General features: G+C 38.5%; 24 protein-coding genes. 8 read left to right on the top strand and 16 right to left on the bottom strand.

What is annotated here, in order from left to right:
- Positions 1–91 precede the first annotated feature (91 nt).
- From LIX50_RS00410 to queA, 4 genes are all read right to left on the bottom strand, one after another.
- On the bottom strand, positions 92–313 hold the full coding sequence (locus LIX50_RS00410) for a sulfurtransferase TusA family protein (RefSeq protein ID WP_046938956.1): 222 nt from the start codon (positions 311–313) through the stop codon (positions 92–94).
- Complete coding sequence (locus LIX50_RS00405; protein ID WP_048954214.1) at positions 310–828, bottom strand: hemerythrin domain-containing protein; 519 nt, start codon at positions 826–828, stop codon at positions 310–312. The genes LIX50_RS00410 and LIX50_RS00405 overlap by 4 nt, the downstream gene beginning before the upstream one ends.
- A gap of 64 nt (positions 829–892) precedes the next feature.
- Complete coding sequence (gene tgt / locus LIX50_RS00400; protein WP_005695471.1) at positions 893–2,041, bottom strand: tRNA guanosine(34) transglycosylase Tgt; 1,149 nt, start codon at positions 2,039–2,041, stop codon at positions 893–895.
- Between the two features lie 334 nt (positions 2,042–2,375).
- Positions 2,376–3,467, bottom strand: a complete 1,092-nt coding sequence (queA, locus tag LIX50_RS00395) for a tRNA preQ1(34) S-adenosylmethionine ribosyltransferase-isomerase QueA (protein WP_048954215.1) — start codon at positions 3,465–3,467, stop codon at positions 2,376–2,378.
- Between the two features lie 275 nt (positions 3,468–3,742).
- Between queA and smpB the strand changes: the two genes are divergently transcribed.
- The gene (smpB, locus tag LIX50_RS00390) at positions 3,743–4,225 is read left to right on the top strand and encodes an SsrA-binding protein SmpB (RefSeq protein ID WP_048954216.1); all 483 of its coding nucleotides are present in this window, start codon (positions 3,743–3,745) and stop codon (positions 4,223–4,225) included.
- Positions 4,226–4,273: 48 nt separating this feature from the next.
- Here the strand turns inward: smpB and LIX50_RS00385 are convergent, their stop codons facing one another.
- The gene (locus LIX50_RS00385; protein WP_048954217.1) at positions 4,274–5,059 is read right to left on the bottom strand and encodes an outer membrane protein assembly factor BamD; all 786 of its coding nucleotides are present in this window, start codon (positions 5,057–5,059) and stop codon (positions 4,274–4,276) included.
- Positions 5,060–5,168: 109 nt separating this feature from the next.
- Between LIX50_RS00385 and rluD the strand changes: the two genes are divergently transcribed.
- Both rluD and pgeF read left to right on the top strand, forming a co-directional pair.
- Positions 5,169–6,143, top strand: a complete 975-nt coding sequence (gene rluD, locus LIX50_RS00380) for a 23S rRNA pseudouridine(1911/1915/1917) synthase RluD (RefSeq protein ID WP_048954218.1) — start codon at positions 5,169–5,171, stop codon at positions 6,141–6,143.
- 3 nt (positions 6,144–6,146) lie between these two features.
- Positions 6,147–6,881, top strand: coding sequence for a peptidoglycan editing factor PgeF (gene pgeF, locus LIX50_RS00375; RefSeq protein ID WP_048954219.1), 735 nt, complete (start codon positions 6,147–6,149; stop codon positions 6,879–6,881).
- A gap of 56 nt (positions 6,882–6,937) precedes the next feature.
- Here pgeF and LIX50_RS00370 read toward each other — a convergent pair whose 3' ends face one another.
- The 3 genes from LIX50_RS00370 to menA all read right to left on the bottom strand — a co-directional run bounded on the left by LIX50_RS00370 (position 6,938) and on the right by menA (position 9,938).
- Complete coding sequence (locus tag LIX50_RS00370; protein WP_048954220.1) at positions 6,938–8,323, bottom strand: DASS family sodium-coupled anion symporter; 1,386 nt, start codon at positions 8,321–8,323, stop codon at positions 6,938–6,940.
- 154 nt (positions 8,324–8,477) lie between these two features.
- Positions 8,478–8,975: a ribonuclease E activity regulator RraA gene (gene rraA / locus LIX50_RS00365; RefSeq protein WP_048954221.1), complete on the bottom strand. Its 498-nt coding sequence runs from the start codon at positions 8,973–8,975 to the stop codon at positions 8,478–8,480.
- Positions 8,976–9,026: 51 nt separating this feature from the next.
- A complete protein-coding gene (menA, locus tag LIX50_RS00360) occupies positions 9,027–9,938 on the bottom strand; it encodes a 1,4-dihydroxy-2-naphthoate octaprenyltransferase (protein WP_048954222.1) in 912 nt (303 codons plus the stop codon).
- Between the two features lie 61 nt (positions 9,939–9,999).
- Here menA and tsaA point away from each other — a divergent pair, with 61 nt between their 5' ends.
- The gene (gene tsaA / locus LIX50_RS00355; RefSeq protein ID WP_048954223.1) at positions 10,000–10,719 is read left to right on the top strand and encodes a tRNA (N6-threonylcarbamoyladenosine(37)-N6)-methyltransferase TrmO; all 720 of its coding nucleotides are present in this window, start codon (positions 10,000–10,002) and stop codon (positions 10,717–10,719) included.
- Between the two features lie 234 nt (positions 10,720–10,953).
- On the opposite strand, the gene fabG is transcribed toward tsaA, so the two are convergent.
- From fabG to LIX50_RS00320, 7 genes are all read right to left on the bottom strand, one after another.
- Positions 10,954–11,682, bottom strand: coding sequence for a 3-oxoacyl-ACP reductase FabG (gene fabG / locus LIX50_RS00350; RefSeq protein WP_048954224.1), 729 nt, complete (start codon positions 11,680–11,682; stop codon positions 10,954–10,956).
- A 12-nt stretch (positions 11,683–11,694) separates the two neighbouring features.
- Positions 11,695–12,633 (bottom strand): ACP S-malonyltransferase, encoded by a 939-nt coding sequence (fabD, locus tag LIX50_RS00345; protein WP_048954225.1) that lies wholly within the window; start codon positions 12,631–12,633, stop codon positions 11,695–11,697.
- A 626-nt stretch (positions 12,634–13,259) separates the two neighbouring features.
- Positions 13,260–14,210, bottom strand: coding sequence for a beta-ketoacyl-ACP synthase III (locus LIX50_RS00340; protein ID WP_009500357.1), 951 nt, complete (start codon positions 14,208–14,210; stop codon positions 13,260–13,262).
- A 161-nt stretch (positions 14,211–14,371) separates the two neighbouring features.
- A complete protein-coding gene (rpmF, locus tag LIX50_RS00335) occupies positions 14,372–14,542 on the bottom strand; it encodes a 50S ribosomal protein L32 (RefSeq protein ID WP_005544470.1) in 171 nt (56 codons plus the stop codon).
- 22 nt (positions 14,543–14,564) lie between these two features.
- On the bottom strand, positions 14,565–15,089 hold the full coding sequence (gene yceD / locus LIX50_RS00330; protein ID WP_048954226.1) for a 23S rRNA accumulation protein YceD: 525 nt from the start codon (positions 15,087–15,089) through the stop codon (positions 14,565–14,567).
- A 91-nt stretch (positions 15,090–15,180) separates the two neighbouring features.
- A complete protein-coding gene (locus LIX50_RS00325; RefSeq protein ID WP_048954227.1) occupies positions 15,181–16,557 on the bottom strand; it encodes a rhodanese-like domain-containing protein in 1,377 nt (458 codons plus the stop codon).
- Positions 16,558–16,571: 14 nt separating this feature from the next.
- Positions 16,572–17,567, bottom strand: coding sequence for a YeeE/YedE family protein (locus LIX50_RS00320; RefSeq protein ID WP_048954228.1), 996 nt, complete (start codon positions 17,565–17,567; stop codon positions 16,572–16,574).
- Positions 17,568–17,709: 142 nt separating this feature from the next.
- Here LIX50_RS00320 and asd point away from each other — a divergent pair, with 142 nt between their 5' ends.
- The 4 genes from asd (at position 17,710) to yedF (ending at position 20,939) form a co-directional block, all read left to right on the top strand.
- Positions 17,710–18,579 (top strand): archaetidylserine decarboxylase, encoded by an 870-nt coding sequence (gene asd / locus LIX50_RS00315; RefSeq protein ID WP_048954315.1) that lies wholly within the window; start codon positions 17,710–17,712, stop codon positions 18,577–18,579.
- A gap of 24 nt (positions 18,580–18,603) precedes the next feature.
- The gene (locus LIX50_RS00310) at positions 18,604–19,227 is read left to right on the top strand and encodes an FKBP-type peptidyl-prolyl cis-trans isomerase (protein WP_048954229.1); all 624 of its coding nucleotides are present in this window, start codon (positions 18,604–18,606) and stop codon (positions 19,225–19,227) included.
- A 204-nt stretch (positions 19,228–19,431) separates the two neighbouring features.
- Positions 19,432–20,652 carry a selenium metabolism membrane protein YedE/FdhT gene (yedE, locus tag LIX50_RS00305; protein ID WP_048954230.1) on the top strand — a complete coding sequence of 407 codons (1,221 nt, stop codon included), beginning with the start codon at positions 19,432–19,434 and terminating at the stop codon, positions 20,650–20,652.
- 17 nt (positions 20,653–20,669) lie between these two features.
- Positions 20,670–20,939 carry a sulfurtransferase-like selenium metabolism protein YedF gene (gene yedF, locus LIX50_RS00300; protein WP_005627337.1) on the top strand — a complete coding sequence of 90 codons (270 nt, stop codon included), beginning with the start codon at positions 20,670–20,672 and terminating at the stop codon, positions 20,937–20,939.
- A 47-nt stretch (positions 20,940–20,986) separates the two neighbouring features.
- On the opposite strand, the gene LIX50_RS00295 is transcribed toward yedF, so the two are convergent.
- On the bottom strand, positions 20,987–22,078 hold the full coding sequence (locus LIX50_RS00295; protein WP_048954231.1) for a 5-methyltetrahydropteroyltriglutamate--homocysteine S-methyltransferase: 1,092 nt from the start codon (positions 22,076–22,078) through the stop codon (positions 20,987–20,989).
- Between the last annotated feature and the right edge of the window lie 12 nt (positions 22,079–22,090).

Raw genomic sequence — 22,090 nt, 5'->3', positions numbered from 1 at the left:
ATTTAAGTTAAAAATTGCGCTTAAAATACCATAAATTGGCTCATTGGGAAAGGTGAACCACACCCAATATCCTACGTTATGGCGATTAATTTTATTTTTTCAAGATAACGATAAATTCTTTTTCCGAAGCGTAATATTGCTCGACCAAAGCAACAGAATTTTCCTTTGCAAAAATAGAAAAATTTTCCACCGCACTTTCAAGGTTTAAGATCAACATTAGCTCATCATTTTTATCCAAATTTTTTAAGGCTTTTTTGGCACTTAAAAGAGGAATTGGACATCGAAGTGCGGTTAAATTGAGCTGATATTTCATTCTTTCACTTGACGACGAGCACTCATGCTCTTGCCCATTTCAGCCAAAATATCCGCACTTAAGCATTCACGCCCCATTTCAAATAACGGTTCTTCTAACGCAATATGACGATCATAACCTTGAACAAAGCATTCAATTAAATGTTCATCAATATTTTGACGTTGTTCAGAAATAAGCTCTTCTAACTGCGCAGATAATGCATTCCAATTTTCATGCAAATATTCGTGCTGTTGTTCTAATTCATCAATGGAGCTTTGTGCTTGCGGAGCGACTTTGACTAATTGAGGGAAAAAATCTAATTCTTCATCCTCATGATGTAGGGGGGCGGCACGATTGAAATAAGTTAAAATCTGCTCAACATCATTTAATACAGCCTGAGTATAGCCGTGTTTTTCTAGATAATCAGGCAAAATGCTTAACTGACGACAAAAACGTTTTACCTTACTATGACAGGCATAAAGCATTTCAATAGGTTCATTCCAGGTGGTGAATTGTTGAGGTTCAAGAATTTGCATAAGGTTTCCTTTGTTAAAAAATGCGGTCAAAAAACATTTCATTTTTCTACCGCACTTTCATCAATTATGATTTATCCGCTAATTGTAATGGTGGAACAGGTTTGCCCATGCGAGCATAGAATTCCACCACAAAATCATCAAAACGATCATCTTCAATCGCTTGACGAATTTCCGCCATTAAACGTTGATAATAGCGTAAATTGTGAATGGTATTTAAGCGTGCACCTAAAATTTCACCGCACTTATCTAAGTGATATAAATAAGCTTTCGTATAGTTTTTACAGGTGTAGCAATCACATTCAGGATCTAATGGGCTCGTATCATCGCGATATTTTGCATTACGGATTTTAACAATACCATCAGTCACAAATAAATGGCCGTTACGTGCGTTACGAGTTGGCATTACGCAGTCAAACATATCAATACCACGACGCACGCCTTCCACTAAATCTTCTGGTTTCCCCACGCCCATTAAATAACGTGGTTTATCAGCGGGAATTTGTGGGCAGATATATTCTAAGATACGGTGCATGTCTTCTTTTGGTTCGCCTACCGCTAAACCGCCCACTGCATAACCGTCAAAGCCGATATTCACTAAGCCTTCCAATGAGACTTTACGTAATTCTTCAAATACGCCGCCTTGGATAATACCGAATAGCGCATTTTTATTGCCTAATTCATCAAAGCGATCGCGGCTACGTTTTGCCCAACGAAGAGACATTTCCATAGATTTTTTCGCATAATCGAAAGTAGCTGGATAAGGCGTACATTCATCGAAAATCATCACGATATCAGAACCTAAATCATATTGAATTTCCATGGATTTTTCAGGCGAAAGGAAGATGCGCTCACCGTTAATTGGATTTTGGAATTTCACGCCTTCTTCAGTGATTTTACGTAATTTACCTAAACTAAATACTTGGAAGCCGCCACTGTCAGTTAAAATCGGGCGATGCCATTGCATAAAGTCATGTAAATCACCGTGTTTACGCATGACTTCTTGACCTGGACGAAGCCATAAATGGAAGGTGTTACCCAATAAAATTTCTGCACCTGTCGCACGCACTTCTTCTGGCGTCATGCCTTTTACCGTACCATAAGTACCCACCGGCATAAATGCAGGGGTTTCTACGCTGAACGTGCCTTGTGGACGTTCAAATACCAAGCGACCACGACGCGCACTGCCGCTTGTTTTATCTAATTCATACTTCATTTTGGCTCCAACGAATAAACAGTTCGAAGATTTTTGTGAACAAAAAAGCCTGTTAAAAAATACAGGCTTTGTGCTATCATATTTCCAATGCTCTTTGAGCAGAGGCGGATCTGTTAAAATCAGTCCGCCAGTATGCACCTGACGGGCTGTTTGAGTAGATCCTTCATTTGTAATCAAATTGAGGATAAAAACTATGATTAATCTCATTATTAAACTAATCATTGTTATTCTACTTTGCCTACTATTGAAAGGTAGCGCTGGCTAGGTAGATTCTCCGACAAGGGATGGTTACCGCTCTTTATTGTAGGTGCTGACTAATTACAAGTCAAACAACTTATTCCAATCCTCTCACATTAGAATTTTTATTAATAAACATCGCATCGCCATAACTAAAGAAACGATATTTTTCTTGCACTGCATGTTTATACGCATTCATAGTATTTTTATAACCAGCAAAAGCTGAAACTAACATTATCAATGTGCTTTCAGGTAAGTGGAAATTAGTAATTAAACAATCTACCACTCGGAATTTTTTACCAGGATAAATAAAAATAGAGGTATCAGAAAAATAAGGCTCAATTAAATCTAGATTGCCAAATTCTTCTGCAGAAAGTGCCGCACTTTCAATAGAACGAACAGAAGTGGTTCCTACTGCAATCACACGTTTACCCACTTTTTTTGTTGCAATAATTGCATTGCAAACTTCTTGGGAAACTTCTACGTATTCTGTATGCATCACATGATCTTCAATATTTTCGACACGAACTGGCTGGAATGTTCCTGCGCCCACATGCAATGTAACAAATTCAAAATTCACGCCTTTCGCTTTAAGTTTTTCAAGTAAGGGCTCATCAAAATGTAAGCCTGCTGTTGGTGCTGCTACCGCACCCGGTACTTTACTATAAACGGTTTGATAACATTCTTGATCAGCTTCTTCATCTGGACGGTCGATATAAGGCGGCAATGGCATATGTCCAATGGATTGCAACACATCTAAAAGAGCGGTTGATTTATCACTTAATTCCACTTCAAATAATGCGCCATGACGCACTGTCATTACCGCTCTAATTCCATGATTTTCGCCTAATTTATCTTCACCTAAAAATAATTCAGTTCCTTCTTTTGGTGATTTTGATGAACGAATATGCGCTAAGAAACGATGCTCATCTAGCATGCGTTCAACTAAAACTTCAATTTTTCCACCGCTGGCTTTACGCCCAAACATTCTTGCAGGAATGACGCGAGTATTATTGAAAATCAATAAATCGCCTTCATTAATTAAATCCAATACATCTGAAAAAGTGCGATCAATTACCGCGCCATTTTCCCCATTCAAATGTAATAAACGGCAAGATGCTCTGTCCTCTTTTGGATAACGAGCAATAAGTTCATCAGGTAAATCGAAATTAAAATCTGAAACACGCATAATCAATATGGATAAAATAAAATGATGGTTAAGTCTAGTTTGAATTCAATATGAACTCAAGAAAAAATCAAATTAAGAGAATTTTATCCCCCTCATTGTATAGCTGTTAATTTAAGATTTGTTTCTTTCGAGAGATAATAGCTAAATATCTTATGATAGCCTTACATTAGCCATCAATGAGCATTCAAAATGTTAATAAACTATACCTACACGATCTTTTTGCTATCAAAAAAGATATCCTATAGAATGCCGAAATCAAGATAAGGTGAAAGACAATGACAAAGAAAAAAATAAAACCCGGATCAAATAATATTGCGTTGAATAAACGAGCAAGACACGATTATTTTATTGAAGATGAGATTGAAGCAGGCCTTGAACTACAAGGCTGGGAAGTAAAATCAATGCGTGCAGGCAAAGCCAATATTAGTGATAGCTATGTAATTTTCAAAAATGGAGAAGCTTTTTTATTTGGTGCCAGCATCCAACCTCTAAATGTTGCCTCAACTCACATTGTTTGCGATCCTACACGAACACGTAAATTATTACTCAATAAGCGAGAACTTGCCTCACTATTTGGTAAAGCTAATCGTGACGGATTCACTATTGTGGCGCTATCTCTTTATTGGAAAAGTGCTTGGGCAAAAGTTAAAATTGGCTTAGCAAAAGGGAAAAAACAACACGACAAACGCGATGATATTAAAGAGCGTGAGTGGAAAGTTACAAAAGATCGCATTATGAAAAATGCACATCGTGGATGATATGAAAAAAGCATAAAGCCCGAAATGATTCGGGCTTTATTGCATTGTTTATTTTACTTTAGGCAAGGCTAATTCAGGTTCTTTCGGTTTTTCTACCGCTTCAAAAGATTTACCTTTATTCGCATCAATAATTTGTTGAGTTTGATTTTCTAATGTAGTTAGCCCCATCTTATTGTAGGCTTCTTTCATTAAGAATAAACCTTCATAGGTTGCTTGCGCATCGGGATATTGTTTTAACATACCAACAACACGATTTGACACAGCTACCCAAGCATCTCGTTTAGCATAAAACTTCGCAATATCTAGCTCATGGCGAGCAAGGGCCGCTTTAATATAAGCCATACGAGCAAGCGCATCTTGTGTATAAGGACTATTTGGGAAATGCGTAACTAAACCTTGGAAATAATTAAATGCATTACGCATAGAAACCGTTTCACGTGTTGCGCGATCGATTCCAAAAAAATCTTGAATAAAATTATCGCTCATAGCCGAATATGCAAGACCTGTCATATAAATCACATAAGGTTGGTTTTGGCTTTGAGGGAACATACGAATAAAATCATTTCCCAACGTCTCAATATCCGTATAGTTTTGTGACTTATAATTTGCGTAAATCAAATCAATCATTGCTTGCTCTTGATAGATGCTGCCAGGGAAGCGCTCATTTGCAGCTTTTAAGTAGCGAATAGCTTCTGAATATCCACCTTCTTGCAACGCGTTTGAACCTTTCGTATAAAGTTCACTCACCGATGCTTGTTCAACATCTTTTGAGCCTGAACACCCAACTACCAATGCTGCCATTGCCAATAAAGCTAAAGATTTCATTTTACGCATTGTTTTTTCCTTAATTTTTACGAAAACCGATAAATAAGATACAATTGCCAGCTATTGTATAGAACATTAATCAATAAGCCAACTTTTAAAAAAACTTTGAGAGCCTTTTATGCCATTAATAACCCTTTCAGCTGAAATACAGTCAGAACAAATAGGACAACGCTTAGACCAAACGCTTGCAGAATTGTTCCCAGAGTACTCTCGATCCAGATTAAAAACTTGGATTGAAGCAGATCTCGTTAAACTTAACAATCAAATTGTCAATATTCCTCGAGAAAAAGTGCTGGGGGGAGAACACGTAGCAATTACCGTTGATATAGAAGATGAAACACGTTTTGAACCTGAAAATATCCCCTTGAATATTGTTTATGAAGATGATGATATTATAGTTATAAATAAACCCAAAGATCTTGTTGTTCATCCAGGTGCGGGGAATCCGAATGGAACTGTGCTCAATGCGCTACTCTATCATTATCCACCAATCGCAGAAGTGCCTCGTGCAGGGATTGTCCACCGCCTAGATAAAGACACAACCGGATTAATGGTCGTAGCTAAAACGATCCCCGCACAAACCAAACTTGTGCGAGATCTACAAAAACGAAAAATCACACGCGAATATGAGGCAGTCGCATCAGGCATAATGACTAAAGGCGGTACTGTAGATCAACCAATGGCTCGCCATGCAACCAAACGTACATTAATGGCTGTTCACCCTATGGGAAAACCTGCCATTACCCATTATCGTATTATGGAAAATTTCCGCAATTACACTCGCTTACGCTTGCGACTAGAAACAGGTCGAACCCACCAAATTCGTGTACATATGGCACATATAGCCCACCCATTATTAGGTGATCAAACTTATGGTGGACGCCCTCGCCCACCTAAAAATTCTAGTGAAGCATTTATGTCTGTTTTACGTGATTTCAAACGTCAGGCTCTACATGCCGTCATGTTACGCCTCGCACATCCAATTACAGGGGAAATGATGGAATGGTATGCGCCTTTACCAGATGATTTTGTGAAACTGCTCAACGCATTAAAAACAGATTATCTAGAACACCAAAATGAATTGGACTATTAATTAATGCGGATCATACAACCTAACTGGCCTGTTGCCGATAATATTCACGCCTTTACTACGACACGTGAAGGCGGTGTTAGTACTGCACCTTTTAATGATTTTAATCTTGGCGATCATGTCGGCGATGATAAAAGTGCGGTCAAAATTAACCGCGCTTTACTCGTAGAAAAATTTAGCTTACCTCAAGAGCCTTTATTTCTCACTCAAACTCACAGTACACGCGTTATTCAACTCCCTTATTTGGACGATAATTTAGAAGCTGATGCTGTTTATACCAATGAACCCAATCAAGTCTGCACTATTATGACAGCAGATTGCTTGCCCGTATTATTTACAACAAAACCCGGAAATGAAGTAGCTGCAACTCATGCAGGATGGCGAGGCTTATGCGACGGCATATTAGAAGAAACAATAAAATATTTTCAAGCCAAACCTGAAGAGATCATGGCATGGCTTGGACCAGCTATCGGTCCAACAGCATTCCAAGTAGGAAACGATGTGGTAGAGCAATTTATCGCCATAGATCAAAAAGCGAAACTGGCATTTCAACCAGATAGGAGAGAAAAAGAAAAATTCCTTGGTAATCTTTACCAAATCGCTACGCAACGATTAAACAACCTAGGTATTACTCAAATTTACGGTGGAGAACATTGTACCTTTAACGAAAAAGAATATTTCTTTTCTTATCGCCGAGATCATCAAACAGGACGAATGGCAAGTGTTATTTGGTTTGAATAAAAAAAAGAAAAGCATCTATTCATGCTTTTCTTCTTTTAAAATTCCAAACTTAGCTATTAATTCAACCAGAATAAATATCCCATTGTTGAAATTACAAGAATACATACTAGATTTAGAACAAAGCCAGCTTTTACCATTTCACTTTGTTTTACTTGACCAGAACCGAATACAATAGCATTTGGTGGCGTTGCAACTGGTAGCATGAAGGCACAAGATGCACCAAGACCAATAATTAATGCTAAACCAATTTCTGGCATACCCAATGATTGGGCGATAGAAATAAAGATTGGGACCAGCAGTGCCGCACTTGCTGTGTTAGAGGTAAATTCAGTTAAGAAAATAATGAATGTAGCAACTAACAAGCCAATAAGATAGAAATGTTGTCCTTCAATCATAAAGACAATGCTATCTGCTAAAATTTTACTTGCTCCAGAATCCTTCAATACTGCACTTAATGTTAATCCACCACCGAAAAGCATTAATACGCCCCAGTCGGTACTTTCTTGAATTTGTTTCCAGCTTGCAATGCCCGTAGAACAAATCACAATAGCGGCTAATAAAGCGACGACACTATCGAAGCTCGCAATATTTTTCTGCAAACCAAGTAAGCCTGAAATCAAAGGATTAATTTGCCCACTAAATACCCAAGTTAAAGCAATTACAACAAAAATAACAAGTGTTAATACACGCACTGAATTCATTTCAATGCGTTCAAAAGATTGCTCAAAATTAATATGAAGTTTTGGCTTAAAAATAATGTAAAGCGTACCAATCATCAGTGGTAGCAAAATGATCATTATTGGTAAACCGTACCATAACCAATCTGCAAAAGTTAAATGCAAGTTACTTGCTACAATCGCATTCGGTGGACTGCCCACAAGGGTTCCCATACCACCAATTGATGCACTATAAGCAATCCCTAATAACACAAACACATAAGTATTATGTTCTTTCTCATGATCAAGTTGGCTTAAAATCCCCATTGCGAGGGGTAACATCATAGCTGCTGTTGCCGTGTTACTCATCCACATAGAAAGGAAGGCTGTAATCAAAAAGAGATAAATAATGGCAATAAATAAATTACCGCGCGCTAACGCCATAATCTTATTAGCAATCATTTTATCGAGTTTTTGAATATGCAAGGCTGTAGCTAAAGAAAAGCCACCAAAGAATAAAAAGATTGTAGGATCAGCAAAAGCCACTAAAGCTTGTTTGGTGCTCACTAAATCTAGCGCAATCGCCAATAATGGCACCAATAATGCGGTAACCGTAACATGCAATGCCTCAGTTAACCAAAGCACTGCGACAAAAGCCAATAAAGCTAAACCAGCACTAGCCTTTGGCTCATAAGGTAGCACTTTTAATAACACAAAAAACAGCACTATATCTAAAATAAAAATAATGCCATTTTTGTGATTTTTGAAAGATTTCATCTCAGTCATAAAGTTCCTCCGTTAGTGTTCTAACTCGAACGGACTACAATGTTAAATGAATGTTAATAAGTTGCAATGCTCAATTTTCAGAAATGTGATCTAGTGCAATAAATTTCGATAAAAAAAGTGCGGTTATTTTTCACCGCACTTTTGCTCTTTCGTATTATTCGTCCGAATCATCTAAATCTAAGGGCTCTTGCGAAAGTATAATTCCTGTCAGATCTGCGTAAATATAATCTTCTGGGAAAAAGGTTACGCCACCAAAGTTCACCGGAATATCGCTTTCACCGGCACTGCTTTCATCTGCACTGACTGGAATTGGCGCAAGGGCATGAATACCAATATCAAGGTTTTCTAATTGCTGAATTTGGCGTACTGCACCATATACAATAATGCCTTCCCAACCATTATCAACGGCAAGCTGAGCCAATTCTGCATCAATCAAACCACGGCGTACCGCACCACCACCATCAATGACAAGCACTCGACCTTCGCCGTTTTCCTCTAATACTTCAGCAATTAATCCATTACTTTCAAAGCATTTTACCGTAGTGACTTTACCGTAAAAATTACTTACGCCACCAAAGCTTGAAAAAATTGGCTCTACTACATCCACTTGTTCTGCATAAATATCGCAAAGTTCTGAAGTATCAATAAACATAACTTTCCCCTATCGATTGTTGAAATTTTGTTTGCTTTAGTATATGCCGATTTAGCTGATAAGCAAGCCTAAACTAAACAAGATATTGATTAATAAAGAAATCATAGACATTTGAGCCAACATTGGACGCAATTCTCTTGGCTGCTGACTACGATAAACAAAGATCGCATGTTTAGCTAACAATGGCATTGCCAATACAAATAAATAATTAGTCCAAGAAATGGCCGTTGCCACCGCAAATGCTAAATAACATAGGGCCGCTACACTTAATAAAATACAGTGGTAAACTCGCCCCTTATATGCACCTAAACGAACAGCTAGGGTATTTTTGCCAGCTTTCGCATCCTGTTCAATATCGCGTAAATTATTAATATTTAATACCGCACTTGCCAATAAGCCAGAACCAATAGCAGGCAAAATAATGTGGCTATCAATACCGTGAGTTTGCAAATAATAAGTGCCGCCAACACCAAGCAAACCAAAAAATACCAATACAGAGATATCGCCCAATCCCATATAGCCATAAGGTTTTGCCCCAACAGTGTAAGTAATGGCAGCAACAATAGCTAAAATACCAAGCCCAGCGAAAGCTAATAAACCCGAGAGGTTTTCATAAGCGATTCCAATCAAGAAACTTCCTGACAGAAAACTGGCCACCACCATTAGAATTAATCCCCATTTCAGTTCTTTTGCTGAAATTGCGCCTTTTTGAATGCCACGTAATGGCCCAATACGTTCTTCTGTATCTGAACCTTTTTGATGATCCCCATAATCATTGGCAAAATTAGAAAGAACCTGTAATAAAATTGTCGTGAGTAAACAAAGCGCCATTACAAGCCCATTAAAACCTTGTGGATTCGCCCAATAACCTAATGCCGAACCTGTAAAAATCGATGCCAACGCTAAGGGCAAAGTTTTTGGTCGAGCCGTTTCCCACCATATTTTCAATTTTTCATTTGTCATTTTTTTTGACCGTACTTTTGATTACAATAGGCTGCGTATTCTACACTAAGACACCCAATTTATGAATGATTTAACCTTATCGCCTATCGCCATTATCCACACGCCTTATAAAGAAAAATTCTCCGTACCACGCCAACCTAATTTAGTTGAAGACGGAGTAGGCATTGTAGAACTCTTACCGCCGTATAATTCGCCTGAAGCCGTTAGAGGATTGGAACAATTCAGTCACCTTTGGTTAATTTTTCAGTTCGACCAAATCCAACAAGGAAAATGGCAACCCACCGTACGTCCTCCGCGGTTAGGCGGTAATCAACGAGTTGGCGTGTTTGCTTCACGCACAACGCACCGCCCAAATCCTCTTGGTTTATCCAAAGTCGAATTACGTCAAGTAGAATGTATCAACGGTAACGTTTTTCTCCATTTAGGTGCGGTGGATTTAGTGGATGGCACGCCGATTTTCGATATCAAACCCTATATTGCCTATGCGGATAGTGAGCCAAATGCGCAATCGAGCTTTGCTCAAGAAAAACCACCAGCAAAACTGACTGTTGAATTTACCGAGCAAGCCAAAAGTGCGGTAAAAAAACGAGAAGAAAAACGGCCGCACTTAAGTCGTTTTATTCGCCAAGTGCTAGAGCAAGATCCGCGTCCAGCCTATCAACAAGGTAAACCGAGTGATCGTATTTATGGAATGAGTTTGTACGAATTTAATGTGAAATGGAAACTCAAAGCTGGAACAATAGATTGCGTAGAAGTGATTAACATTGAATTTTGTGGATAGATTTCAATCATCGAATATGATGATATTTTATCCACATTCTCTTAAAAATAGATACACAGACTTCATTGTAAGCTATTTGTTATGTTAACTAGTCATATTGCTCAAATAAAAAACACCGCCAAATGCGGTGTTTTTATCATGAGTTTTAGTTATTTCATAAAAGGGACACGCTATATGAATCCACTTACATATTTATGATGCCTAAATTAGCATACTTACCAATCTGTTAATAAATTAACTGAGATACAATCCGCCATTTACATGCAACGTTGTGCCTGTAATGTAAGCCGCATCATCAGAAGCTAAGAAAGCAACGGCTTTAGCGATATCTTTGGCTTCACCTAAACGACCTGCTGGAACATTAGATAAAATACCTGCTTTTTGTTCATCAGTAAGCACTTCTGTCATATCCGTTGCAATAAAACCTGGTGCAACCACATTTACCGTAATACCTCGTGCAGCCACTTCTTTCGCTAAAGATTTAGAAAAACCAATCACACCCGCTTTTGCCGCACAATAGTTAGTTTGTCCTGGATTACCCATTGAACCCACCACTGAACCAATATTGATGATACGACCAAAACGTTTTTTCATCATTGAACGTAACATGGCTTTAGAAAGATGATACACCGAAGTTAAGTTAGTTTGCATAATATCAAACCACTCATCATCTTTCATACGCATCAATAAATTATCGCGAGTAATACCTGCGTTATTCACGAGAATATCAATATCGCCAAAATCATTTTTAATTTGCTCAAGTAAAGTTTCGATAGATTCTTTATCCATTACGTTTAAAACTAAACCTTTACCTTTATCTCCTAAATATGCAGAAATTGCTTCTGCACCTTTTTCAGATGTTGCAGTACCAATTACAAACGCACCTTTTGAACTAAGTTCTTCTGCAATCGCACAACCGATACCACGAGTAGCCCCTGTCACTAAAGCAATTTTACCTTGCATTTTTTCTTCCTTTTACGCTAAAAATTCTTCTACAGCATTGAATGATGCAACATCATTTACAGATATTGCTTGTAAATCACCCACAATGCGTTTGGTTAAACCATTTAATACTTTACCTGGTCCCACTTCAACAAGTGCTTGAACGCCATCTTGCGCCATTTTTTCAACTGTTTCAGTCCAACGAACTGGGCTATATAACTGACGAACAAGTGCGGTACGAATTTCTGCACCTTCAGTTTCAGCTTTCACATCAACGTTATTTAATACCGATGTTGTTGGTGTATTAATTTGAATATTCTCAAGTGTAACCGCTAATTGCTCTGCAGCTGGTTTCATCAAGGCACAGTGAGAAGGCACACTCACAGCTAACGGCAATGCACGTTTCGCCCCCGCTTCTTTACATAATGCAGCCGCACGCTCAACTGCAGCTTTCGCACCTGCGATAACGACTTGGCCTGGTGAGTTAAAGTTTACCGCAGATACGACTTCGCCTTTCTCTGCTTGTTTACAAGCTTTAATAATCGCTTCATTATCCAAACCAATGATTGCATACATCGCGCCAGTACCTTCAGGAACAGCTTGTTGCATTAATTTTCCGCGCAATTCCACTAATTTGATCGCATCTTGGAAATCCAACACTCCAGCACAAACCAAGGCTGAATACTCACCTAAGCTATGCCCTGCCATCACTTCTGGTTTTAATTGAGGAAATTTTTCTTGCCATACGCGATAGATAGATACGGATGCAGCCAAAAGTGCGGGCTGAGTTTGCCATGTTTTATTAAGTTCTTCAGCTGGGCCTTGTTGAACAAGATGCCATAAATCATAACCAAGCGCATCAGATGCTTGTTTAAATGTTTCAGTAACGATTGGATATTCAGTTGCAAGATCAGCAAGCATACCGACAATTTGGGAGCCTTGACCTGGGAAGACCATTGCGAATTTTTTCATTATGTTTTGTCCTATTGTTTTTTAATTAAGAATTCTTCTTCGGTAATTAAAATCGGGTTTCGCCGATGGCGACTTACTTTTTCTTTGCTCGCCAAAGAAAAAGTAAGCAAAAAGAAAAGCGCCCCTGCTTTTCCTTATTTGCTTTGTTCCATTGAATTTGCTTAACGGAAATTTTCTGAACTCGCTACGCTCAAACAGACGAAAATTTCCTACAAATTCAATTCCACAAAGGTAGAAAAGAAGGGAACCCAATTTGTTCTTTCTCCTATTTAAAGTGCGATCAAAACTCAAAATATTTTTTGTTCTTAAAATGAATTCAAAATTAACCGCACTTTTTAAATAATGCTCCGATAAATTCGGGGCCCCATATAAATCGCCTTTGCGACTTTCAATTTTTAGGCAATTTGCGTCTGTTTGAGCGTAGCGAGTTCAGCAAATTGCCGTTTAGAAAATTGAAACAAAGCAAAGAACAGCGATTTAACTGGGGCGTGTTTTCTTTGCCTACTTTCTTTTACACGTGTAAAAGAAAGTAGGTCGCCATCAGGCGAAACCTGACAACAAAATACTAAAAGTGCGGTCAAAATTAACCGCACTTTTTAAATTACTTACCTATTCTAACAAATTAATTAGAAGCGTACTAATGCTGAACCCCAAGTCCAACCACCGCCAAAGGCTTCTAATAATAATAACTGCCCACGTTGAATACGGCCATCTCGAACAGCCTCATCTAAAGCGACAGGCACAGTAGCTGCACTGTTATTAGCGTATTTATCTAACGTTACCACCACTTGCGACATATCCATTTCTAATTTTTTAGCTGTCGCTGTAATAATACGTAAATTTGCTTGGTGTGGCACAAGCCAGTCTAAATCTTTTTTATCTAAATTATTTGCTAAAAGTGTTTCTTCCACCACATTTGAAAGTTCACGAACTGCCAATTTAAACGTTTCGTTACCTTGCATCTCGATATATCCAGATTTTTCTACGCCACGTTCAGGTTGAGCTAAAACAAGGGCATTATGTTTATCTGCTGAAGCGTGTAAATGAGTGGAGATAATCCCTTCTTGTTCACTCGCTTCAAGAATTACCGCTCCCGCACCATCACCAAATAGCACAACAGTGCTGCGATCAGTTTCATCTAATTTACGAGAATTGAGATCTGAGCCTATCACCAAGGCTTTTTTCACTTTGCCTGCACGAATAAATTGATCTGCCACGCTCAATGCATAGACAAAGCCAGTGCAAGCTGCTGCCAAATCAAAAGAAATCGCATCATCAATATTTAATAACCCTTGTACTTGGCACGCTGCACTCGGATAAGCGTGTGAGTGACTTGTAGTTGCAACAATAATCAGTTCAATATCTTGAGGATTAATTTGAGCAGCTTCGATCGCATTTTTTGCCGCTTCAAATCCCATTGTTGCAACAGTTTCATCTGCCGCTGCGATACGACGTTCACGAATACCGGAACGAGTGACAATCCATTCATCTGATGTATCAACCATTTTTTCCAATTCCGCATTTGTGCGGATGTAGCTTGGTAAATAACTACCAGTAGATAAAATTCTGCTATTCATACTCAATAAGATAAGCGATTAAAAAAAGGAAAAAATTGAGACACCGGATTATTTTCCGATGTTAAAAGAAATGTAGAGATAGTAATACGGGGACCAATGTCCCCGCCCATCACATCTAACGCCAAGGTTAGACGAGTCAAGTGAATACCTATAAGTAAAAATTACTTATTGATCACTTTGCGACCACGGTAGTAACCGTCTGCAGTTACGTGGTGGCGTAAGTGAGTTTCACCGCTTGCTTTATCCACTGATACTGCAGCAGTAGTTAACGCATCGTGTGAACGACGCATGTCACGACGTGAACGAGATTTTTTATTTTGTTGAACAGCCATTGGCCATACTCCTAAATTTAATTTACTTTTGCTTTAAATTAGCTAATACAGCGAACGGGTTCGGTTTTTTTGCCAATTCGTCAGGCAATTCGCCAAAAACCTGTTCCTGCGCGGACACTTCACAGTGTTCAGATGAATGCATTGGTACAAGCGGCAAAGCTAAAATTAGCTCATCTTCCACCGTGCCAATTAAATCTATTTCGCCAAACTCATTGAACTCGATTGGCTCATAAATTTCCGGCAATACATCAGCTTGATCCCAATTAGCCACTGGACTATAAGTAAACTCACATTCCAATGTTTGTTTGTAAGGTTCGTTACAACGCTGACATTCTAATTCAACATCAACTTGCACTTTACCTTTCATCACCACTAATTTTTGTGGATCAATATAAAACGATAATGTTACCTGTGCATCGCTGAGCACGTTTACCACTGATTCTGTCAAACGCTCAAGCTGATTAGCAGCATAATAGCCAACATAATCAAGCCGTCTTTGAGCATCTTTTACCGGATCAACGGTTAGGGGTAGTTTTACCTTTTGCATAGGGCGTGAATATTACCTGTTGTTGCGAAGATAGTCAAAGGGAAATCACGTTTTTTATGTAAGAAAACTCGTAATTTCCCCCCCCACTCAATTAACTTTTACAGGAATTGCCTTTTTTCATCACTTTACCAAAATCATTTTTCGAATCCGGTTTTGTCATATTATTTGGCGCACCTTTTTGTACAGGATAAACAGAATCCATTTGCCATTGATTCCAGCCACCATCATAAATCAAAGTATCTTTCCAGCCGGCTAATTGAGTCATAAACCAAGGTACGCCGGCTCGCCAGCCTGTACCACAATAAAAGGCTAATTTATTACCTTTTTCGATACCTTGAGTTTTCCACAAAGCAAAAATTTCATTTGGGTTACGCAACGTGCCATCTGGATCATAAAAATCAGCCATATTGGAAGAATCAGTACCGGCAAAACCCCAAATTGCTCCTCGCGGTTCACCTTTGCCTGGAATGTAATCATATCCACTCACTTTGCCAGTATATTCATCCCAAGCGCGGTTACTAATGAGTTTCAAGCCATTTTGTTGTGCCAACATAATTTCTTTCGGCGTTTCAATATCAATCGCAGGATTTGCCGGAATTGTTACACCAAAATGAGTTTCAGGTATTGGTGTATTCACTGTGGTTTCTGTTGGTAAATTGGCATCCATCCAAGTAGAAAGATTGCCATTTAATACACGCACATCTTTCACGCCAGCCCATTTTAAAGCCCAAAATACGCGATAGGCTGCCAACTGATTATCTGAATACAAAATAATAGTTTTGTCCGCCGTAATACCATTTTTCAACAAGTTTTGCTCAATCACTTCCGGCGATGATAAATTCCAAATCGGGCCATTTTCGATCCAATCTGTATCAAAATGATAAGCGCCAACAATATGTTGTACATAGCCTTGGGATTTTTCTAACGGTCCCCAAGACACTTCAAAAATCGCAAATTTATCATTGTCGTAAGTTTCTGGTTTTTCGCCTTTCAGCACAGAATTAATCCATTCCGGAGAAACGCTATATTGGAAATTTTGAAAATGTTCTAATGGATAATCTGCATTAGCGTAACTGATAAAATCATTAAATACGCGAGTTTTATAGCCTTTTGCGGCGAAATCAGCACTAATGCAAGCTAAATTATCCAGATTAGAATCATAAAATACCAAGGTTTTATCCTTAGTAATCCCCTTGCCAGCTGCAAAAGATTCAAATTTATCCGGCGCAATGGAATCTAGCCATGAGCAAGAAAATTGCACGGCGTTAGGAATATGTCCACCACGCGTCGTATTTTTATCTTTGAAACCGTTGTAAAGACTATCTTGGCGAGAATCAATAATCACATAATTCGGATTATTCAAATTATCCAAAAGTTCTTTTGTTTCAATAGTTTTTACTTGATTGTCATCACAAGCTGCAAGTGCAAATACAATGCCAATACCTAATAAAGAGCGGTTAAATTTCATTGAGTTTCTCCTTTTTATCTTTTCACGAATAATCTGTTACCAATCCAACACCCTAATAAAATAAAGCCTGTGGCAAGCCAGCCTTGCCAAGAAAAATAGGCGATTGCCACTAAGGAATTTGTCACTGTGCAGCCACCAGCTAATGCTGCGCCTAAGCCCATTAAAACACCTCCTAAAATACGTCGTAAGGCTTCTTTTGGCTGAGGCATTCTGAGATTAAAATCGCCACTAAGTTTTGCCATTAAAAATGCCCCCAATGGAATCCCGAGCACAAATAAACTCCCCCAGTTTAAATAACGTTGCTGACCGATGACTAAATATTGCACCACATTAGCCGAAGGCACAGAAATACCATAGCCAAAATTGCGCCCAGCCTTAGCACTAAAATACCAAGCGCCCCCCCCCAATAAACCGATTAATAACGCCCCCAAATAAGGATTCCAACTACGCTTAAAAGTGCGGTCAAAAAATGAAAGATTTGAAAGATTTTCTTGGGAAACAATTTTTTCACGGCGAGAAAACAGAATCAGCGTGGCGATAATTAAAATCGCAACCAACCACCAAGGAGAAATGGAGAATGTTAAATAAATATTATTCCATTGTGTGGTTTGTTGGGTTAATCCACCAATGAATTGACGAAGGCTGCCAGTTTGTGTTGAAGCCATTGTGAGCGCAAAAGCAAACAGAGCAAGTAAACTGCCTAACGCCCCTTCAGCACTGCGAAACCAAGCTCCGCTCCCACAACAATTACTTAACACCATACCAATGCCAAATAATAATCCACCTAAAATACTGGCAAGCACAGGCAACTGAGATGTAGGAATTTTAATGAGTTCAAATTCAGCCAGTGTAAAAAGCCCGATAGATTGCACACTGACAGCAATTAAAAGTGCGGTAAAAAAACGGAAATTTTTTTCAAATAAAAAACGACGAAAACCAGAAACAAAACAGAATTGTGTACGTTGAAGTAGAATGCCGAAAGCTATTCCAATAAATAAGCCGCTAAACATAGATTAAACCTTAATACTGATGGCGGAAATGAATTGCTGATATTAAAACATAATTGTTCTGTAGCTGTCATTATTTAAATAGTTGGAAGAATAAAAAAAATTGCTATAATCACGCCTCTTTTTTTAACAAGGAAAGATAATGATGACTTCAAATTCTTATTGGCAACGCTTAAAAGTGGCATTTCAATATGTCATGCCGCAAATTTATTTAACTCAAATTGCAGGCTGGTTTGCTAAACAAAAATGGGGTGTGCTAACCCATGTTGTAATTAAAGCTTTTGCGAAAAAATACAACATTGATATGAGCATTGCGCAAAAAGAACAATTTTCTGATTACGCAAGTTTTAATGAATTTTTTATTCGTCCGTTAAAAGAAAACGCGCGTCCAATTAATCAAAATCCTACCGCACTTTGTTTACCAGCAGACGGTCGCATTAGCGAGTGCGGTCATATTGACGATAATCTTTTATTACAAGCTAAAGGGCATTTTTTCAGCCTAGAAGACTTACTGGCAGAAGATAAAGAATTAGTGGAAACCTTTAAAAATGGTGAATTTGCCACTACTTATCTTTCTCCTCGTGATTATCACCGAGTACATATGCCGTGCAATGGTACGCTACGCAAAATGATTTATGTGCCAGGTGATTTATTCTCTGTAAACCCATTTTTAGCCCAACATGTACCAAATTTATTTGCGCATAATGAACGCGTGATTTGTGTATTTGATACTGAATTTGGCACAATGGTACAAATTTTAGTCGGCGCAACCATTACTGCAAGTATTGGCACAACTTGGGCGGGCGTAATTAATCCACCACGCCACAACGAAGTGAAAACTTGGACTTATGAAGGCGAAAGTGTGGTCAAATTATTGAAAGGTCAAGAAATGGGTTGGTTCCAACTTGGTTCGACAGTAATTAATTTATTCCAAGCCAATCAAGTGCGTTTGGCTGAGCATTTAAGCGTCAACGAACCTGTTCGTATGGGCGAAATCTTGGCATATAAAAAATAATTTTTAACGAAAGGAAAACATCAAATGAATTTTGAACACGTAAAATTAGAAAGCATTTCTGAAAAAGGTAGCTACGGGATTGGTTTGCAAATTGGCCAACAATTAGCCGATAGCCAAATGGAGATCACCGTTGAAGCTGTGGCGAAAGGGATTTTTGATGCATTAAATCATAACCAGCCAGCATTAGACATCAATGACTTAATGCATTCGGTTCAAGCACTTCAACAACAAGCAGCTGAAGCACAACAAGCGCAATTTAAAGCAATCGAAGAAGAAGGCAAAAAATTCTTAGAAGAAAATGCGAAAAAAGCGGGCGTAAACGTAACCGACAGCGGTTTACAATACGAAATCATAACTGAAGGCAATGGCTCAAAACCAGCTGCAACAGATAAAGTGCAAGTACACTACACTGGTACATTACTAGATGGCACTGTATTCGACAGCTCTGTTGCTCGTGGCACACCAGCTGAATTCCCTGTAAATGGTGTAATCCGTGGTTGGGTTGAAGCATTACAAATGATGCCTGTGGGTTCTAAATGGAAACTCACTATTCCACACGAACTTGCTTATGGTGAACGTGGCGCTGGCGCATCAATTCCGCCATTCTCCACACTCGTATTTGAAGTAGAATTATTAGATATTCTTTAATCGAAAAATACGATACCAATAAAGGCAAAGTCATAAAGATTTTGCCTTTATTGTTAAAATAATGTTATTATTTTATCCGACAAATTTCATTTGTCTTATATCGCAAGTTTTGTGTATAGGAAAATGGGCACTTCTTTTTTTCACTGCATTCATTATTTATACCTTTCTTGCAAATCTTTCTTTTCAATAAATTTAGGTTATCTTATGAAAGAGATTTGGCTACAATTTAAACAAAATTACTTAATTAAATACTGGAATCCGATTGTCGCAGTGACTGCAGCAGGTTTGCTTTCCGCTTATTACTTTGGAGTAACAGGCACTTATTGGGCTGTGACAGGGGAATTTACTCGATGGGGAGGACATGCATTACAAGCATTAGGCGTTGATGTATCTGAGTGGAGCTACTACAAAATCATAGGAATGCAAGGTAACATCTTCTCACGTGTTGATGGTGTCATGATCTTAGGCATGTTTGCAGGTTGTATTTCTGCAGCACTTTGGGCAAATAATGTAAAATGGCGCAACCAACCACATAAACGTCGGATTGTTCAAGCTTTAATTGGCGGTGCATTAGCAGGATTTGGCGCACGTTTAGCAATGGGATGTAATTTAGCTTCACTTTTTACAGGTATTCCACAATTTTCGGTACACGCTTGGTTCTTCACTATCGCAACTGCAATAGGTACTTATGCGGGTGTAAAAGTCACATTACTACCAATATTTCGCGTTAAATTAGAACTGAAAAAAGGCGCAGCGAAAATAAAAGAAACAGATCCTAAACAAGCACAGCGCCGTTTCTGGATTGGTATGATTGTATTTTTTGCTTATCTTATTGCTTCACTTTATGTCATGACTCAATCTATTAAGCTTGGTTTTGCTATGCTTTGTGGTTTGGCTTTCGGGTTATTAATTGAGCGTGCTCAAATTTGTTTTACCTCAGCTTTCCGCGACTTATGGGTAACTGGGCGTGCTTATATGGCAAAAGCGATTATTTTTGGAATATTAGTGGGCACCATTGGTGTATTTAGCTACATTCAACTTGGCGTCTCGCCTAAGATTATGTGGGCTGGTCCCAATGCGATTATTGGCGGTTTATTATTCGGCTTTGGTATTGTACTCGCTGGTGGTTGTGAAACAGGTTGGATGTATCGCTCAATGGAAGGTCAAGTGCACTTTATGTGGGTTGGATTAGGTAACGTAGTCGGTTCAACTTATCTCGCCTATGTTTGGGATGATATCGCTCCTGTTTTAGCACTTGATTACGAAAAACTTAATTTACTAAAATCTTTCGGGCCAATAGGTGGCTTACTTGTGAATTACGGTTTATTAATTTTATGTTTAATTGCCGTAGTCTGGTGGGAACGTCGTTTCTTAGCCAAAGCAAAATCTCAAATAACCGCACAAACTGGCTGTGGATGTAATTAACCAAAAGGAGCATAATCATGGCATTTACTATTGTTCAAAAATTAGATAAAGATCCAAAAGACATTTCACCCGATTATACATTAGATACGTTAGGCGAACCCTGCCCTTACCCCGCTATTGTAATGTTAGAAACCATGCCACAATTACAAAAAGGTGAAATTTTAGAACTATTAAGCGATTGCGCACAATCTATCAACAACATTCCTATTGATACTAAAAATCATGGCTATACACTGCTAAGTGTGGAGCAAGATGGAACAAAATTGCGTTACTTAATTCAGCGTTAAAAAATGGCTCCATAAGGAGCCATTTATTATCTCCCCATAAAATCAAATTAATCTTCGCCCCAAACCTCTTTAGCGATTTCTTCAACGTGGCGCACTTTTGCCCATTGTTGGGATTCACTCATAATATTGCCTTCCTCTGTAGAGGCAAAACCACATTGAGGGCTTAAACAAAGCTGTTCGAGAGGCACATATTTTGCAGCTTCCGCAATTCGTGATTTAATCACATCTTTATCTTCTAAATCAGGAAATTTAGAACTCACCAAACCAAGTACAACGCGACCTTTATGTGGATTTTGTGCAAAATATTTTAATGGCTCAAAACCACCTGAACGATCATCATCATATTCCAAGAAATATCCATCATAATTAGTCTTAGCAAATAATGCATCTGCTACTGGATCATAAGCACCACTTAATAAATATGTTGAACGGAAATTACCACGGCAAACATGCGTTGTAATCACCATATCAGCAGGCTTATCTGCCAATACCACTTGAATATTCTCAAGTGCTTGAGCTTTATCTGCCTCAAATTCAGGTTTTAAGTGGTTATTACAGAGTGAACCCCAGTAAACATCATCAAATTGTAAATAACGGCAGCCAGCATGATAAAAAGCTTTAATCGCTTCTTTATAAGCCTGTTGAACATCTTTAGCAAATTCTTCGCGTGTAGTATAAATGCCCGTATCCCACTGGATAGGATACATTAATTGATTGGGACTAGGGATGGTATATTTAACTATACCGCGACCACCAACAATAGCATTCAATTTCTTAAAATGCTCAATAAATGGATGATTTGGATTCCAAGAAACCTTTCCACAACAACGTGTATTATAAGGTTTCGTTTCAACACCATTAAATTTATAGCCATGTTCAGGGTGATAACCTTCAATACCATTTAATTCTTCTAGAAAATCAATGTGCCAAAATGCACGACGATACTCACCGTCAGTGATAATTTGAATACCCGCATCTAACTGAGCTTGGACTAACTTTGTAATTTCTTGATCTTCAATCTCAGTTAATTGTTCACGAGAAATTTCACCTGATGCAAATTTTAAACGAGCCTCTTTTAATACTTGTGAACGTAAATAAGAGCCGACTGTGTCTGCATGTAATGGGAGGATTTTTGACATTTTACTTCCTTA

It is taken from the genome of Haemophilus sp. Marseille-P9675, from assembly GCF_916862695.1.
Taxonomy (GTDB): Bacteria; Pseudomonadota; Gammaproteobacteria; order Enterobacterales; family Pasteurellaceae; genus Haemophilus; species Haemophilus haemolyticus_K.
Note: the sequence above shows the minus strand (reverse complement) of the source record. Positions and strands in the feature narration are given on the sequence as shown.